Source organism: Zavarzinia sp. (assembly GCF_049306435.1).
Classification (GTDB): Bacteria; Pseudomonadota; Alphaproteobacteria; order Zavarziniales; family Zavarziniaceae; genus Zavarzinia.
This window is the reverse complement of the sequence record NZ_JBAQRT010000252.1, coordinates 1-15,202: the sequence shown is the minus strand read 5'-3', so window position 1 is coordinate 15,202 and position 15,202 is coordinate 1. Positions and strand designations below refer to the sequence as shown.

The window sequence follows — 15,202 nt, the reverse complement described above, 5'->3', positions numbered from 1 at the left end:
GGTCGAGGCCGGCGCCCTGCTGCCGGTCGAGCTGGAGACGACGGGTCCGGCGGCCCGGCCCGATCCCGGCTTCGCCCTGCCGGCGCTGTCGCCCGATCAGGCGGCGGCCGTGGCGGAGATGGACGCGGCGGTGACGGAGAGGGCCTACAAGGCCTTCCTGATCGATGGCGTCACCGGCTCGGGCAAGACCGAGACTTACATGGAGGCGATCGCCGCAGCGCTACGCCTCGGCCGGCAGGTCGTCGTGCTGCTGCCTGAAATCGCCCTGACCGGCGGCGTGATCGAGCGATTCGCCGGCCGCTTCGGCGCGGCTCCCGCGGTCTGGCATTCGGACCTGACGCCCAAGGCCAGGCGGCGGGTCTGGCGCGGCGTCGCCGATGGCTCGTTGCCCCTCGTCGTCGGGGCGCGTTCGGCGCTGTTCCTGCCGTTCCGGGACCTCGGCCTTCTCGTCGTCGACGAGGAACACGACCAGGGCTTCAAGCAGGACGAGGGCGTCGCCTATCACGGCCGCGACATGGCGGTGGTCCGCGCCAGCATCGAGGGCTGCCCGGTGGTCCTGGCCAGCGCCACCCCCAGTCTCGAGACCCTGGCCAATGTCGAGGCCGGGCGCTATCGGCGGCTGGTGCTGTCCCAGCGCCATGGCGGCGCCGCCATGCCCGAGATCGCGATCGTCGACATGCGGAGCCATCCGCCCGAGCGCGGCAATTTCCTTTCGCCGGTGCTGACGCGGGCGATGGCCGAGACCATGGCCCGAGGCGAGCAGAGCCTGTTGTTCCTGAACCGCAGGGGCTATGCCCCGCTCACCCTGTGCCGGCATTGCGGCCACCGCATCGAATGCCCGAACTGTTCGGCCTGGCTGGTCGAGCATCGCAACCGGCGCCAGCTCGAATGCCATCACTGCGGCCATGTCGTGCCGAAGCCCCACGCCTGCCCCGAATGCGGCGAGGAGGACAGTCTGGTGCCCTGTGGCCCCGGGGTGGAGCGGATCGACGAGGAAGTGGCGAATATCCTGCCCCAGGCCCGGCGCCTGATCCTCGCCTCCGACACGCTGGGCGGGCCGCTGGCGCTGGCGGCCGCCTTCGACGCCATTTCGAATCGCGAGGTCGATGTGGTGATCGGCACCCAGATCGTCGCCAAGGGGCATCATTTTCCCTATCTCACCCTGGTCGGCGTCGTCGATGCCGACCTCGGGCTCGATGGCGGCGACCTCCGGGCGGGGGAGCGGATCTTCCAGCTGACCACCCAGGTGGTCGGCCGCGCCGGACGGGCGGAGCGGCCGGGCCGCGCCCTGATCCAGAGTTTCGAGCCCGACGCCGGCGTCATCCGCGCCATCGCCCGCAGCGACCGCGACGGTTTCGTCGCCGCCGAACAGGCCGCGCGCAAGCGCCACGGCCTGCCGCCCTATGGCCGGCTGGTCGCCCTGATTCTCTCCGGCCCCGATCAGGCGGAAGTGATGACCGTGGGCCGGGCCATGGCGCGCAGCGCGCCCCGCGATATCGAAGGCTTCGACGTCCTGGGGCCGGCGCCGGCGCCGCTCAGCCTGCTGCGCGGGCGCTGGCGGGTGCGGCTGCTGGTGCGGGCGCCGAGGCGCCTCAACGTGCAGGCCGTGCTCCGCCCCTGGCTCGACGCCCAGCCGATCCCCGGCCGGGTCCGGCTGCAGATCGACGTCGATCCCTATCACTTCATGTAGGACGGGAGTTTCCCATGACCCTGACGATTCGCGAGGCAACCCCGGCCGATGAAGCGGCCTGGCGCGGCCTCTGGGCGCAATATGTCGCCTTCTATAAAGCCGAGGTGCCGGAAGCGGTGACCGCCACCACCTGGTCGCGCATCCTCGATCCGCTGGTGCCGGTTTTCGCTCGCCTGGCCGAGGTCGAGGGCACGGTCGCCGGCTTCGCGGTCGGCGTCGTCCATGCCAGGACCTGGTCGATCGAGCCGATTCTCTATCTCGAGGATCTCTTCGTCGATGCCGGTTTCCGGGGCCGCGACGTCGGTCATGCCCTGGTCGAGGACCTGCTGGCGCTGTGCCGCGCGCGGGGCTGGGGCCAGCTGTACTGGCATACCGAGGGGGACAACGAGCGCGCCCGCCGGCTCTACGACCGTTTCGCGCCCGCGGACGGCTATGTCCGCTATCGGCTCGACCCCCGGCGCCAGGGCGAGGGCAGATGACGGACGGCGGGCGGGAATCGCGGCCGGACAGGCGCCATGTCGCGGTTCCGGCTTGAAATCCGTCGCATCCTCCCCTGGAATGCCCTGGCGTCATCGGCTGACGGCGCCTTGGTTCACGCAGCGCTCAAAGGGTGGTCTTCCAGTTTAAGACCATGGTCGAAGAAGCGGCCTTTTTTATGCCGCAAATTGCACCTTAGACCATTTTGACGCGGCCCTTACGGTTGCGGCGCATCAAGGCCTGTGGTACGAGACGCCTGCTTCAGCGGGCGGGGTTTGTGTGCGCGTCTTTCGCGCCCTCCTTCGTCTTGAGATTTCAACGGCTTAGAGGTGGCCCCCACGGGGCGGCTGCCCGGGGGCAAGGGTCTTGGCAACCTCATCTTCCATCGTTGCGCAGGTCGGGGGCCGCTATGCCGGCGCCCTGTTCGAGCTTTCGAGCGAGCGAGGTGTCCTCGAAGCCATCGAGGCCGATCTCGCCACCGTCTCGGGCCTGATCGCGGAATCGACCGAACTCGTCGCCTTCATGCGCAGCCCGCTGCGCACCCGCGACGAACAGGTTCGCGGCATGCAGGCCCTGCTGGCCCGCGCCGGCATCGGGCCTTTCGTTACCCATCTCGTGCTGCTGATGGCGAAGAACCGGCGCCTGTTCGCGCTGTCCGCCACCATCGCCGCCTTCAAGGAACTGCTGGCCAGGTCCCGGGGCCAGGTGACCGCCCAGGTCGCCTCGGCCGAGCCCCTGTCCTTCGAGCAGGGCGAGCAGCTGAAATCCGAATTGTCTCGCCTGATCGGCAAGACGGTATCGATCGACGCCAAGGTCGATCAAAGCCTCCTCGGCGGCCTCATCGTGCGCGTCGGTTCGCGCCAGATCGACGGCAGCCTCAAGACCAAGCTCGACCGCCTGGCGGTCGCCATGAAGGGGAATGCATAATGGACCTCCGGGCCGCTGAGATTTCCGCAGTCCTCAAGGACCAGATCGCCAATTTCGGCGCGGAAGCCGAAACCACCGAGGTCGGTCAGGTTCTTTCCGTCGGTGACGGTGTCGCCCGTGTCTACGGCCTCGACGGCGTGCAGGCCGGCGAAATGGTCGAATTCCCCGGCGGCATCAAGGGCATGGCGCTGAACCTCGAGACCGACAACGTCGGTATCGTGATTTTCGGCGACGACCGTTCCATCAAGGAAGGCGATGTCGTCAAGCGGACCGGCACCATCGTGGACGTGCCCGTGGGCCGTGGTCTGCTCGGCCGCGTGGTCGACGGTCTCGGCAATCCGATCGACGGCAAGGGTCCCCTCGTGGACGTCACCCGGTCGCGCGTCGAAGTGAAGGCCCCCGGCATCATTCCGCGCCAGGGCGTGCACGAGCCGATGCAGACCGGCCTGAAGGCGATCGACAGCCTGGTGCCCGTCGGCCGCGGCCAGCGCGAGCTGATCATCGGTGACCGTCAGACCGGCAAGACCGCCGTCGCGATCGACACCTTCATCAACCAGAAGCCGATCAATCAGGGCACGGACGAGTCCAAGAAGCTCTATTGCATCTACGTCGCCATCGGCCAGAAGCGCTCGACCGTCGCCCAGATCGTGAAGATGCTGGAAGACAACGGCGCGATGGAATATTCGATCGTGGTCGCCGCGACCGCGTCCGAACCGGCCCCGTTGCAGTTCCTGGCGCCCTACACCGGCTGCACCATGGGCGAGTTCTTCCGCGACAACGGGATGCACGCGCTGATCGTTTATGACGATCTGTCCAAGCAGGCCGTCGCCTATCGCCAGATGTCGCTGCTGCTGCGCCGTCCGCCGGGCCGCGAAGCCTATCCCGGCGACGTGTTCTATCTCCACAGCCGCCTGCTTGAACGCGCCGCGAAGATGTCGGACGCCAATGGCGCCGGCTCGCTGACCGCGCTGCCCGTCATCGAGACCCAGGCCGGCGACGTGTCCGCCTATATCCCGACCAACGTGATCTCGATCACCGACGGCCAGATCTTCCTCGAGACGAACCTGTTCTATCAGGGCATCCGTCCCGCCATCAACGTCGGCCTGTCGGTGTCCCGCGTGGGCTCCGCCGCGCAGATCAAGGCGATGAAGCAGGTCGCGGGCTCGATCAAGCTCGAACTCGCGCAGTACCGCGAAATGGCCGCCTTCGCCCAGTTCGGCTCGGACCTCGACGCCGCGACCCAGCGACTGCTGAATCGTGGCGCCCGTCTGACCGAGCTGCTGAAGCAGCCGCAGTTCAGCCCGCTCCCGGTCGAGGAGCAGGTCTGCTCGATCTTCTCGGGCGTGAAGGGCTATCTCGACAAGCTGCCGGTCGCCAAGGTCGGCGAATTCGAGAAGGCGCTGCTCGACGAACTGCGCACCAAGCATGCCGACATCCTGGCGACGATCCGCACGGAAAAGGCCCTGTCGAAGGACACGGAAGCGAAGCTGGCGGCGGTGGCCGACGCCACTGCCAAGCGTTTCGCCTGATCCGCGCAGCGTAAGGGACAGCCGCCATGGCGAGCCTGAAGGACTTGAAGCTGCGCATCAACAGCGTCAAGTCGACTCAAAAGATCACCAAGGCCATGAAGATGGTCGCGGCGTCCAAACTGCGCCGCGCGCAGGAAGCCGCCGAGGCCGCGCGCCCCTATGCCGCGAGCATGGAGCAGGTGCTGGCCTCGTTGTCGGCGGGCATCACCCTGACCGAGGACATGCCCAAGCTGCTGACCGGCACGGGCAGGGACGACGTGCATCTGCTCGTCGTCGCCACGGCGGAACGCGGTCTGTGCGGCGGTTTCAACGCGTCGATCGTGCGCCTGGCCCGTCAGCGGATCCAGGCCCTGCTCGCCGAGGGCAAGACGGTCAAGATCCTCTGCGTCGGCCGCAAGGGTCGCGACGCGCTGCGCCGCGACCATGCCAAGCTGATCATCGACACGATCGAAGTGACGGGCGGCATCCGCAAGCAGGGGTTCCCCATCGCGGGCCGGATCGCCGACAGGCTCTTCGCCCTCTATGAGGCCGGCGAGTTCGACGTCGCCACCGTGTTCTACGCCCAGTTCAAGAGTGCGATCGCCCAGTTCCCGACCGCGCAGCAGATCATTCCGGCGGCCTTGCCGGAAGGTGACGCCGGCGGCCCGGACCTGAAGGGCGCGATCTTCACCTTCGAGCCGGGCGAGGAAGAACTCCTCGAGGCCCTGCTGCCGCGCAACGTGGCGGTGCAGATCTATCGTGCCCTGCTGGAAAACGCGGCCTCGGAAGAAGGCTCGCGCATGAGCGCCATGGACAATGCGACCCGCAACGCGGGCGACATGATCAATCGTCTGACGCTGACCTACAACCGGACGCGTCAGGCTGCGATCACCAAGGAACTGATCGAAATTATCTCGGGCGCCGAGGCGCTCTGAGGCTGGAATAGGAAGAGGCGGAAATGGCAACGCAGGGACGCATTACCCAGGTCATCGGTGCGGTGGTGGACGTCGAGTTCGACGGCCCGCTGCCGGCGATCCTGAACGCGCTCGAGACCTACAACCAGGGCAACCGCCTGGTGATGGAAGTCGCGCAGCACCTTGGCCAGTCTTCGGTGCGCTGCATCGCGATGGACACGACCGACGGTCTGGTGCGCGGCCTGCCCGTCACCGACACCGGCGCGGCGATCACCGTGCCGGTCGGCCCGGAAGTGCTCGGCCGCATCCTGAACGTGATCGGCGAGCCGATCGATGAACGCGGCCCGATCGGCAACAAGCTGAGCGCGCCCATTCACGCGATCGCCCCGCCCTTCACCGAGCAGTCGACCGAGAGCCAGGTGCTCGTCACCGGCATCAAGGTCGTCGATCTGCTGGCGCCTTACGCCCGCGGCGGCAAGATCGGCCTGTTCGGCGGCGCCGGCGTCGGCAAGACCGTGCTCATCCAGGAACTGATCAACAACATCGCGAAGGCCCACGGCGGCTTCTCGGTCTTCGCCGGCGTCGGCGAGCGGACCCGCGAAGGCAACGATCTGTACCATGAGTTCGTGGAAGCCAAGGTCATCGACCTCGAAGGCCCGAACTCCAAGGTGGCCCTCGTTTACGGCCAGATGAACGAGCCGCCGGGCGCCCGCGCCCGCGTCGCCCTGACCGGCCTGACCATGGCGGAATATTTCCGCGACGAGCAGGGCCAGGACGTGCTGTTCTTCGTCGACAACATCTTCCGCTTCACCCAGGCGGGTTCGGAAGTGTCGGCGCTGCTCGGCCGTATTCCGTCGGCGGTGGGTTACCAGCCGACCCTCGCGACCGAGATGGGCAACCTGCAGGAGCGTATCACCACGACCTCCAAGGGCTCGATCACCTCGGTGCAGGCGATTTACGTGCCGGCCGACGATCTGACCGACCCGGCGCCCGCGACCTCCTTCGCCCACCTCGACGCGACGACGGTGCTGTCGCGCCAGATCGCCGAGCTCGGCATCTACCCGGCGGTCGATCCGCTCGACTCGACCTCGCGCATTCTCGATCCGCGCGTCGTCGGCCAGGAACATTACGACACCGCCCGCAAGGTCCAGTCGATCCTGCAGCAGTACAAGTCGCTCCAGGACATCATCGCGATCCTGGGCATGGACGAATTGTCGGAAGAAGACAAGCTGACCGTCGCCCGCGCCCGCAAGATCCAGCGCTTCCTGTCGCAGCCGTTCCACGTGGCGGAAATCTTCACCGGCGCCCCCGGCAAGCTCGTGGCCCTCGCGGACACCATCAAGGGCTTCAAGGCGATCGCCGCCGGCGAATACGACCACCTGCCGGAAGCCGCCTTCTACATGGTCGGCACCATCGAGGAAGCGGTCGAAAAGGCCAAGAAGCTGGCGGCCGAGGCCGCCTGAGGATAGGCAGAGACAATGGCCGACAAGGTACATTTCGAACTGGTCAGTCCAGAGCGGCGCCTGTTCTCGGCCGATGTCGAGATGGTCGTCGTGCCGGGCGAAGAGGGTGATTTCGCGGTCCTGCCGGACCACGCGCCCTTCGTCGCCCTGCTGCGCCCGGGTGTCGTCGAAGTGCAGGAGGCCGGCAAGATTTCCGCTCGCCTGTTCGTGCGCAGCGGCTTCGCCCAGGTGACGCCCGCCGGTCTGACCGTCCTCGCCGAGGAAGCGATCGATCTCGCCTCGACCACCAGGGCCGTGCTGTCCGAGAAGCTGGCCGAGGCCGAGGCGAATCTGGCCGCGGCGGCCGACGATGCCCAGCGCATCCGCGCCGACTCCGAGGTTTCGGCGATTCGCCAGGTGATGGACGTCGCCTGACCGGGTGCCACGAATTTCCGATCGCAGCGGCGGCTGGTCACTCCAGCCGCCGTTTTGCTGTGCAACAGGCTGTCACTTGCGTGTCACCCAAAGCTCTCCTATACCGGGGTTTCGATGAAATCCTGTGCTATCATGCGCGGGTTGCGTAAGTGACTGCAGGAGAGACCGGGCATGAACCGTCACTGGGGACTGGACGATATCGGATGGGACAAGTTCGACCCGTCCAAGATCGACCCCGACATGGTCATGGCTATCAAGACCGCCAGTCTTGTCGAGGCCAATTCCGAAGATTATGTCGCCTATCTGCTGAACGTCTTTCACGCTGAAACCTGGCTTCACGAAGCCATCCGCAAATGGGGGCAGGAGGAGCGGCTGCACGGTCAGGCCCTGGCGGCCTGGGCCAGCAAGGCCGATCCCGACTTCCATTTCGAGGAGCGGCTGGCCCGTTTCCGCGAGGGCTATCGCCTGCCGCTGGAGGCGACGGAATCCGTTCGCGGCTCCCGCGCCGGGGAATTGCTGGCGCGCTGCGTCGTCGAATGCGGCACCTCCAGCTATTATTCCGCGATCCGCGACGCGACCGAGGAGCCGGTGCTGAAGCAGATCAGCCATCTCGTCGCCGGCGATGAATTCCGCCATTTCAAGCTGTTCTACGACACGCTGAAGACATTCGATCCCGCGGACAGCCTCGGCCTCTTCGCCAAGATCAAGGTCGCCCTCGGCCGGGTGAACGAGGCGGAGGACGACGAACTGGCCTTCGCCTTCCACTGCGCCAATTTCGGCCCGGAAGCGCACTACGACCGGGAAAGCTCGATGCTGGCCTACAGCAAGAGAGCCTATCGCAACTATCGCTATGGCCATCTCGCCCGGGCGATCTCGATGATCCTGAAGGCGATCGGCCTCGCCCCTCATGGCTTGATCGCCCGGGTCGCCCAGCGAGGCGCCTGGTGGCTGTGGGCCAAGCGCGCGCGCCGGCTGGAGCGGGTGGCGGCCTGAACGGCGCAAAGCGCCAAAGCTGCCCCTTGCCCAAGGGGCCGTCTGCATCGACAATGCCCCCTGCTTGGGGAAGCCTTGGGGGCATGGCGATGCGGCGTGTGATTCTGGCCTTGTGCCTTGGCCTTGGCGCTTTCGTCATCGCGGCCTGCCAGCCGGAGCCGACGCCCTATCAGTCCCTGCTCGCCCCGGCGGTCCATGTCGCCTCGGTATCGATCGAGGTCGAGGGGACGGCGGTGCCGCAGAAGCTGCTGGCCGCGCTCAAGACCCGTCTCGAACAGGAATTCGCCAGCGATCCGAGCGGGCAATATGGCCTCGACCTCAAGGTGTCCCTGACCGATTACGTGAAGGGCAAGGGGGCGGGCAATTCCGCGCTCGATATCGGTGGCAAGCTCTACGGCCGGGTGCTGCTGGTCGGCCCGAAGACCGGCCTGGTCGCTTCCCGCGCCGATCTCGAAGTGCTGCGCGACAATGTGAACGGGGTGACGATCCAACCGCTGCCCGGCCTGCCGGACGATGTGCTGGCGGATAATTTCGCCCGCGCCGTGCGTTCGGTGATGTTCGGCCCCGAGGCGACGGGCACCCTGCTTCCCGTCGAATAGGCATCCAACCGAGGTTTGAGGAAACGGAATGGTCCGGCCGGCGCGGCCGGCGGACCATGGCGCATTCGAGTGCTCGAGGTTGCTCCATGTCCGATCGTGCCTTCCCGCAGCCGCAGGATGCCGCTGTCATCCCCCGTTTCGCCGGCCTGCCCACCTTCATGCGCCTGCCGATGGCGACCGATCCGTCGCTGGTCGACATCGCCCTCGTCGGCGTGCCCTTCGATGGTGGCACCACCAACCGGGCCGGCGCCCGTCACGGGCCCCGGGAAATCCGCAACGCCTCGGCCTTCATGCGCAAGATCCATCATGTGACCGGCGTCGCCCCCTATGACCGGGCGCGGGTCGCCGATCTCGGCGATTCGCCGGTCAATCCGATCGACCTGATGGATTCGCTGCGGCTCATCACCGGCTTCTTCACCGAATTGAAGCAGGCGGGCTGCATTCCGATCACGGCGGGCGGCGATCATCTGATCTCGCTGCCGATCCTGCGCGCGCTGGCGGCCGACGGGCCGGTGGGCATGATCCACTTCGATGCCCATTCCGACACCAACGACCGCTATTTCGGCGACAATCTCTATACCCACGGCACCCCCTTCCGCCGCGCGGTCGAGGAGGGGCTGCTGGACCCCAAGCGCGTCGTCCAGATCGGCATTCGCGGCTCGATCTACGATCCGTCCGACCTCGATTTCGCCCGGGCCGCCGGTTTCCGCATCATCTTCATCGAGGAATTCATCAGGCGAACCGCGGAAGACATCATCGCCGAGGCGCGGGACATCGTCGGCGCCGGCCGGACCTATGTCTCCTTCGACGTCGATTCGATCGACCCCGCGCAGGCACCCGGCACCGGCACGCCGGAAATCGGCGGCTTCTCGACCTTCGAGGGCCAGCGCATGGTGCGCGGCCTCGCCGGGCTCGACATCATCGGCGCCGATGTCGTCGAAGTCTCGCCGCCCTTCGACGTCTCCAACATGACCTCGCTGCTCGGCGCCACCCTGATGTTCGAACTGCTCTGCGTCATCGCCGCCGGCTTCGAGGCCTGAGCCATGGCCAACGGCTACGACCGGGGGCGCCTGGACCTGCCGTTCACCGGCTTCTGCACTTTCGCCAAGGCGCCGATCTGTCCCGACTGGGATGCGATCGACGCAACTGTGGCCGTGCTGGGCGCCCCCCTCGACATGGGCACGCAATGGCGGGCCGGGGCGCGCTTCGGGCCGAGGGCGATTCGCGAGGCCTCGACCCTGTTCTCCTTCGGGCACGACGGCGCCTATGATTTCGAGGATGACGTCACCTATCTGACCGCCGATGACGGCCGCATCGTCGATATCGGCGATGCCGACATCATTCACACCGACCAGATCCGCTCCCTCGCCCATATCGAATTTGGCGTGCGCAAGATCCTGGCGGCCGGGGCTATCCCCGTGGTGCTGGGCGGCGATCATTCGGTGAATATCGGCTGCATCAATGCCTTCGAGGGCCAGGCGCCGTTCCATGTCGTCCATATCGACGCCCATCTCGATTTCGTCGACGAGCGTCACGGCGTCCGCTTCGGCCATGGCAATCCCTTGCGCCGCGCGGCCGAGAAACCCTGGGTCTCGGGCCTGACCCAGCTCGGCATCCGCAATGTCTCCTCGACCAACCGGCAGGGTTACGAGGATGCGCGGGCCATGGGCTCGGACATTCTTTCGGTGCGCCAGGTGCGGAACCTGGGGCTGGACGCGGTGATCGCCCGTATTCCCGCCGGCGCCCGCTATTATTTCACCATCGATATCGATGGTTTCGACCCGTCGATCGCGCCCGGCACCGGCACGCCGTCCCACGGCGGTTTCCTTTATTACGAAGTGCTGGAACTGCTGGAGGCGCTGACGAAGCGCGGCCAGGTGGTCGGCATCGATCTCGTCGAGGTCGCGCCCGACTATGATCACACGGGCGGCACGGCGATCCTCGCCGCCCAGTTGCTGATGAATGTGATCGGCCGGATGCTCCATCACCGCAAGTGATCGCGGGACATGACGGCGCCGCCGCCATCCGTTGGAGCATCGGCGGAATGAGTGTCATTCCGCCGATGCTCCAACCTTTTGATTTGACGCATCTTCGGACGGCGAACCGGATTCCACTTCGCCTGAAGATGCTCTAATTTGCCGTCCATGAATGTGGACAATATCGACCTGCGTCTGCTGCGCGTCTTTCACGCCCTGGCCGAACACGGCGGCTTCGCCGGCGCGCAGGCCGAGCTGGGCCTGACGCCGTCCACCCTGTCGATCCATCTCTCCAACCTCGAACAGCGCCTCGGCATGGTGCTGTGCGAGCGCGGCCGCGGCGGTTTCCGCCTGACCGAGAAGGGCGAGCATGTCCATGTCGCGACCAAGCGCATGTTCGCCGCCCTCGAGGATTTCCGGGCCGAGACGGCGGCGCTGCGCGGCATGTTGATGGGGGAACTGGCCATCGGCCTCGCCGATTCGACGGTGACCGATCCCCGCTCGCCCATCGCCGGCGCGATCCGCCGCTTCGAGTCGCGGCAGAACGACGTGCACCTGCGCCTGACGGTGGACCGCCCGGCCGGGCTGAACCATGCCCTGCTCGACGGACGGCTGAACCTCGCGGTCGGGATCTTTCCCCATCATGTCACCGGCGTCGATTATGAAACGCTCTATACCGAGCGCAGCCTGCTCTATTGCGGCGCGGGTCACGATTTCTTCGGCTGCGGCGGGATCGAGGCGGATGAGGTCGGACGAGCGCGCTTCGTCGGCCGGGCCTACAGTATCGAGCGGGATCTCGACGCCATCGGCGCCGCCAACCACAAGGCCAGCGTCGAGAACATGGAGGCCGAGGCCCATCTGATCCTGTCGGGCTGCTACATCGGCTTCCTGCCCGAACATTTCGCGGCCGGCTTCGTCGCCGCCGGCCGGATGCAGGCGGTCGCGCCCGAGCGTTACGTCCTCGTGTCCGACGTCACCCTGGCCATGCCCTCGGCCGGCAAGCCCAACGCCGTGGTCCGCCTGTTCCGCGACGAATTGCGGAAGGCCAACGCGGAAGCGTGAACGCCTTTTCCATCCCGACCGTCATTCCGGCGAAGGCCGGAATCTCGATCAGGACAGGGCGCCCCTCTCGTCACCAGACTCCGGCCTTCGCCGGAGTGACGAGGGGGGGGGATGCCTCGCCCCCTCAGCCTGCGGTGAACTGCCGGTTCACGGCGCCGAGGATGGCCATGGCGGTTTCGACCGCCGTCTCGATCGGCGCGGCATAGCCGGAGCGGACCCAGCCCAGCGCGATCTGGACGACGGCGCCCACCAGGCCGTCGGCGAAAAGTTCGAGGTCGAGGCCGAGGCCCCGTGCCTTCTCCGTCGCCTCGGGGGCGAAGCGCAGCACGGCGAAGGAGGCGGCGCGGATCGTGTCCCAATAGATGCGGTCGATCGCCGGGCTGACGCCGAGGATTTCCACGAGGAAGACCCGCGCCTCGTTCGGATTGTCGCGCAACAGGGCGTAATAGGTCGTCAGCGTCGTGCGGGCGACGGTGCCCATGTCGTGGCTCGGCAGGGCCGTGATCGCGGCGGTGATCTCGCCGGTCAACCGCTCCATCACTGCGAGATAGGCGGCGGCCAGCAAGGCCTCGCCATTCTCGAAACTCTCGTAGAAATAACGCTCGGTCAGGCCGGCTTCGGCGCAGATCGCCTTCACCGTCGCGCCGTGATAGCCGACCGCGCCGTAAACCTTCATCGCCGCTTCCAGCAGCTTGTGCCGCCGCTCGGCCCGTCGTTCCTCGTTGCTCGCGCCCTTGTAGGTGCGGCGCCGGTCCGTGATCGCATCCATGAAATGGATATTGACATCGCCCGTTGTCAGATGCAATGTCGATCTTGACATGAGGCGTTGTCAGATACGCGCCCGCCGGAGGAGAACACGATGACCGCAGCCCTGCGCCACCCGCTGGAAACCAAGCCCGACCATGACGTCGCCATCATCGGCACCGGTTTTTCCGGCATCGGCATGGCCATCGCGATGAAGAAGGCGGGCATGTCGGATTTCGTCGTCCTCGAGAAGGCGGACAAGGTCGGCGGCACCTGGCGCGACAATCACTATCCGGGCTGCGCCTGCGACGTGCAGAGCCACCTCTATTCCTACTCGTTCGAGCCCAATCCCGACTGGTCGCGCATGTATTCGCCACAGCCGGAAATCCGCGCCTATATCGAGCGGACGGCGCAGAAATACGGCGTGACGCCGCATATCCGCTATGGCGTGACCCTGACCGGCGCCCATTTCGACGAGGACGCAGGGCTGTGGCGCCTGACGACGGCGGACGGCAAGACGATCACGGCGCGGGCCGTGGTTTCCGGCATGGGCGCCCTGTCGATCCCGGCCTATCCGAACATCAAGGGCCGCGAGACATTCAAGGGCAAGACCTTCCATTCGCAGAACTGGGATCATGGCTATGACCTGAAGGGCAAGCGGGTCGCGGTGATCGGCACCGGCGCCAGCGCCATCCAGTTCGTGCCGGCGATCGCGCCCCATGCCGGCAAGATTTCCCTGTTCCAGCGTACCGCCCCCTGGGTGATGCCGAAGCCCGATCGCGCCATCGGCACGCTGGAGCGCGCCGCCAACCGCTATATCCCCGGCTTCCAGCGCGCCTTCCGCGAAGCGATCTACTGGTATCTCGAAGCCCGGGTCTTCGGCTTCGTCGTGAAGCCGAGCCTGATGACCAAGATGGAAGGCCTCGCCCGGCGCTATATCGCCAAGCAGATCAAGGACCCGGTGCTGCGCGCCAAGGTGACGCCGGATTACACCATCGGCTGCAAGCGCGTGCTGCTGTCCAACGACTATTATCAGGCGCTGGCCCGGCCCAATGTCGACGTGATCACGACCGGCATCCGCGAGATCACCGAAACCGGCGTCGTGACCGAGGATGGCCGGCTGCACGAGGTCGACGCCATCATCTATGGCACCGGCTTCAAGGCGACCGACATGCTCTCGGGCTTCTCGATCACCGGCCTCGAGGGCGAGGACCTGAACAAGCGCTGGAAGGAGACGGGGGCGCAGGCCTATCTCGGCACCACGGTGGCGGGCTTCCCCAATCTCTATTTCCTGATGGGGCCGAACACCGGCCTCGGCCATTCCTCGATGGTCTACATGATCGAAAGCCAGATCCATTATGTGATGGAGGCGCTGAAGCTGATGAAGGCCAGGGGTTACAATCACCTCGACGTGAAGCCCGAGGTTCAGGCCGCCTTCAACAAGACCCTGACGGGCAAGCTGGATGGCACGGTGTGGAACAATGGCGGCTGCCTGTCGTGGTATCGCGACGAGCAGGGCCGCAATGTCACCCTGTGGCCGGACTTCACCTTCCGTTTCGGCCAGGCCACGGCGAAGCTGAATCCGGCCGACTATGAGGCGACACCCGTGACGGCTCTCGCCGCCCGGCGCGAGGCGGCGGCCCGGGTCGCGGCCGAATAGCGACGGTCGCCCCTTGAAATTCCTTGCCGGCGGGGCAAGCTAATCCGCGCTATGTTGCGTGACCTTGCCCCGCCCCATGACCCTGACTGACCGCGATTCGCTCGAAGGCATCGAGCGCTGGCGTGCATTGCTGACCGCCATGAACCGGCGGGAAGCCTGGCACCGCCGCGTCACGGCCGCCGTGGTGGGGGGGCTGTGGCTGCTTTACGGTTTCGGCGTCGTGCTGACCGTCGATGCCAGCACGGGGGTCGGTGCCTTTCTGGGCGCGGCCGGGCTTCTGGTCGGGTTGATGCCGGCGATGCTGCTGACCGGCGGCCTGATGCTGTCGCGCAAGTGGCTGGCGCGGCGCTCGGCGCTGAACCTGCTCGGTCCGCGGCGGACCCCGGCGCGGGATGCTTTCGAGCCCCAATTGCCGGTGATCCAGGCCCTGGTGACCGACATGGATCGCCTGAATTTCGAGACCGACGAGCGGCGCCGGCTGGAGAGCCGTTTCGATCGTCTGGCGGGCGTGCTCGCCGCGCTGCAGCATCTCGGCACCGACAGCGATCGCGCCCATGCCCGGGATCTGGCGGCGCAGGTGCCCGGCACTTTACGCGAAATGACGGAAATCCGCCGCCGTGCCCTTGGCCGGAACATTGCCGGCGGCCTGCCGGCCGGCGTCTCCCCCGGGCTGCTCAGTGGCGATGGCGCCGCCGTGCCGGCCCTGGTCGCGCCCTCCCGCGACCGGCTGGAGGTGGCCCTGGGCCGGGCCGGGCAGTCGGACAACGCGGCGACC

At 66.7% G+C, this 15,202-nt stretch carries 15 protein-coding genes; 14 read left to right on the top strand and 1 reads right to left on the bottom strand.

Translation table 11 applies throughout. The features are described 5' to 3' along the window. The 12 genes from priA to WAZ62_RS14680 form a co-directional block, all read left to right on the top strand. The coding region (priA, locus tag WAZ62_RS14735; RefSeq protein ID WP_422644295.1) for a replication restart helicase PriA at window positions 1-1,690 on the top strand (1,690 nt) is incomplete at its 5' end. A gap of 14 nt (window positions 1,691-1,704) precedes the next feature. Then, window positions 1,705-2,169 carry a GNAT family N-acetyltransferase gene (locus tag WAZ62_RS14730; RefSeq protein ID WP_422644294.1) on the top strand — a complete coding sequence of 155 codons (465 nt, stop codon included), beginning with the start codon at window positions 1,705-1,707 and terminating at the stop codon, window positions 2,167-2,169. 364 nt (window positions 2,170-2,533) lie between these two features. Then, window positions 2,534-3,094: a F0F1 ATP synthase subunit delta gene (locus tag WAZ62_RS14725; RefSeq protein ID WP_422644293.1), complete on the top strand. Its 561-nt coding sequence runs from the start codon at window positions 2,534-2,536 to the stop codon at window positions 3,092-3,094. Continuing rightward, window positions 3,094-4,623 (top strand): F0F1 ATP synthase subunit alpha, encoded by a 1,530-nt coding sequence (gene atpA / locus WAZ62_RS14720; RefSeq protein WP_422644292.1) that lies wholly within the window; start codon window positions 3,094-3,096, stop codon window positions 4,621-4,623. Before WAZ62_RS14725 ends, atpA begins: the two co-directional genes overlap by 1 nt. 26 nt (window positions 4,624-4,649) lie before the next feature. Beyond that, window positions 4,650-5,537 carry a F0F1 ATP synthase subunit gamma gene (locus WAZ62_RS14715; RefSeq protein ID WP_422644291.1) on the top strand — a complete coding sequence of 296 codons (888 nt, stop codon included), beginning with the start codon at window positions 4,650-4,652 and terminating at the stop codon, window positions 5,535-5,537. 23 nt (window positions 5,538-5,560) lie between these two features. After that, the gene (atpD, locus tag WAZ62_RS14710) at window positions 5,561-6,979 is read left to right on the top strand and encodes a F0F1 ATP synthase subunit beta (RefSeq protein WP_422644290.1); all 1,419 of its coding nucleotides are present in this window, start codon (window positions 5,561-5,563) and stop codon (window positions 6,977-6,979) included. A gap of 15 nt (window positions 6,980-6,994) precedes the next feature. Beyond that, window positions 6,995-7,393 carry a F0F1 ATP synthase subunit epsilon gene (locus tag WAZ62_RS14705; protein ID WP_422644289.1) on the top strand — a complete coding sequence of 133 codons (399 nt, stop codon included), beginning with the start codon at window positions 6,995-6,997 and terminating at the stop codon, window positions 7,391-7,393. Window positions 7,394-7,564: 171 nt separating this feature from the next. Beyond that, a complete protein-coding gene (locus tag WAZ62_RS14700) occupies window positions 7,565-8,386 on the top strand; it encodes a ferritin-like domain-containing protein (RefSeq protein WP_422644288.1) in 822 nt (273 codons plus the stop codon). 83 nt (window positions 8,387-8,469) lie between these two features. Then, complete coding sequence (locus WAZ62_RS14695) at window positions 8,470-8,985, top strand: hypothetical protein (RefSeq protein ID WP_422644287.1); 516 nt, start codon at window positions 8,470-8,472, stop codon at window positions 8,983-8,985. 86 nt (window positions 8,986-9,071) lie between these two features. After that, a complete protein-coding gene (gene speB, locus WAZ62_RS14690) occupies window positions 9,072-10,025 on the top strand; it encodes an agmatinase (RefSeq protein ID WP_422644286.1) in 954 nt (317 codons plus the stop codon). Window positions 10,026-10,028: 3 nt separating this feature from the next. Continuing rightward, a complete protein-coding gene (gene speB, locus WAZ62_RS14685; RefSeq protein ID WP_422644285.1) occupies window positions 10,029-10,982 on the top strand; it encodes an agmatinase in 954 nt (317 codons plus the stop codon). A gap of 147 nt (window positions 10,983-11,129) precedes the next feature. Next, complete coding sequence (locus WAZ62_RS14680; RefSeq protein WP_422644284.1) at window positions 11,130-12,023, top strand: LysR family transcriptional regulator; 894 nt, start codon at window positions 11,130-11,132, stop codon at window positions 12,021-12,023. Window positions 12,024-12,147: 124 nt separating this feature from the next. On the opposite strand, the gene WAZ62_RS14675 is transcribed toward WAZ62_RS14680, so the two are convergent. Next, window positions 12,148-12,828, bottom strand: coding sequence for a TetR/AcrR family transcriptional regulator (locus tag WAZ62_RS14675; RefSeq protein ID WP_422644283.1), 681 nt, complete (start codon window positions 12,826-12,828; stop codon window positions 12,148-12,150). A gap of 54 nt (window positions 12,829-12,882) precedes the next feature. Here WAZ62_RS14675 and WAZ62_RS14670 point away from each other — a divergent pair, with 54 nt between their 5' ends. Then, window positions 12,883-14,427, top strand: coding sequence for a flavin-containing monooxygenase (locus WAZ62_RS14670; RefSeq protein WP_422644282.1), 1,545 nt, complete (start codon window positions 12,883-12,885; stop codon window positions 14,425-14,427). Between the two features lie 76 nt (window positions 14,428-14,503). After that, window positions 14,504-15,202, top strand: a 699-nt coding sequence (locus WAZ62_RS14665; RefSeq protein WP_422644281.1) for a hypothetical protein, incomplete at its 3' end; no start/stop codon positions are given.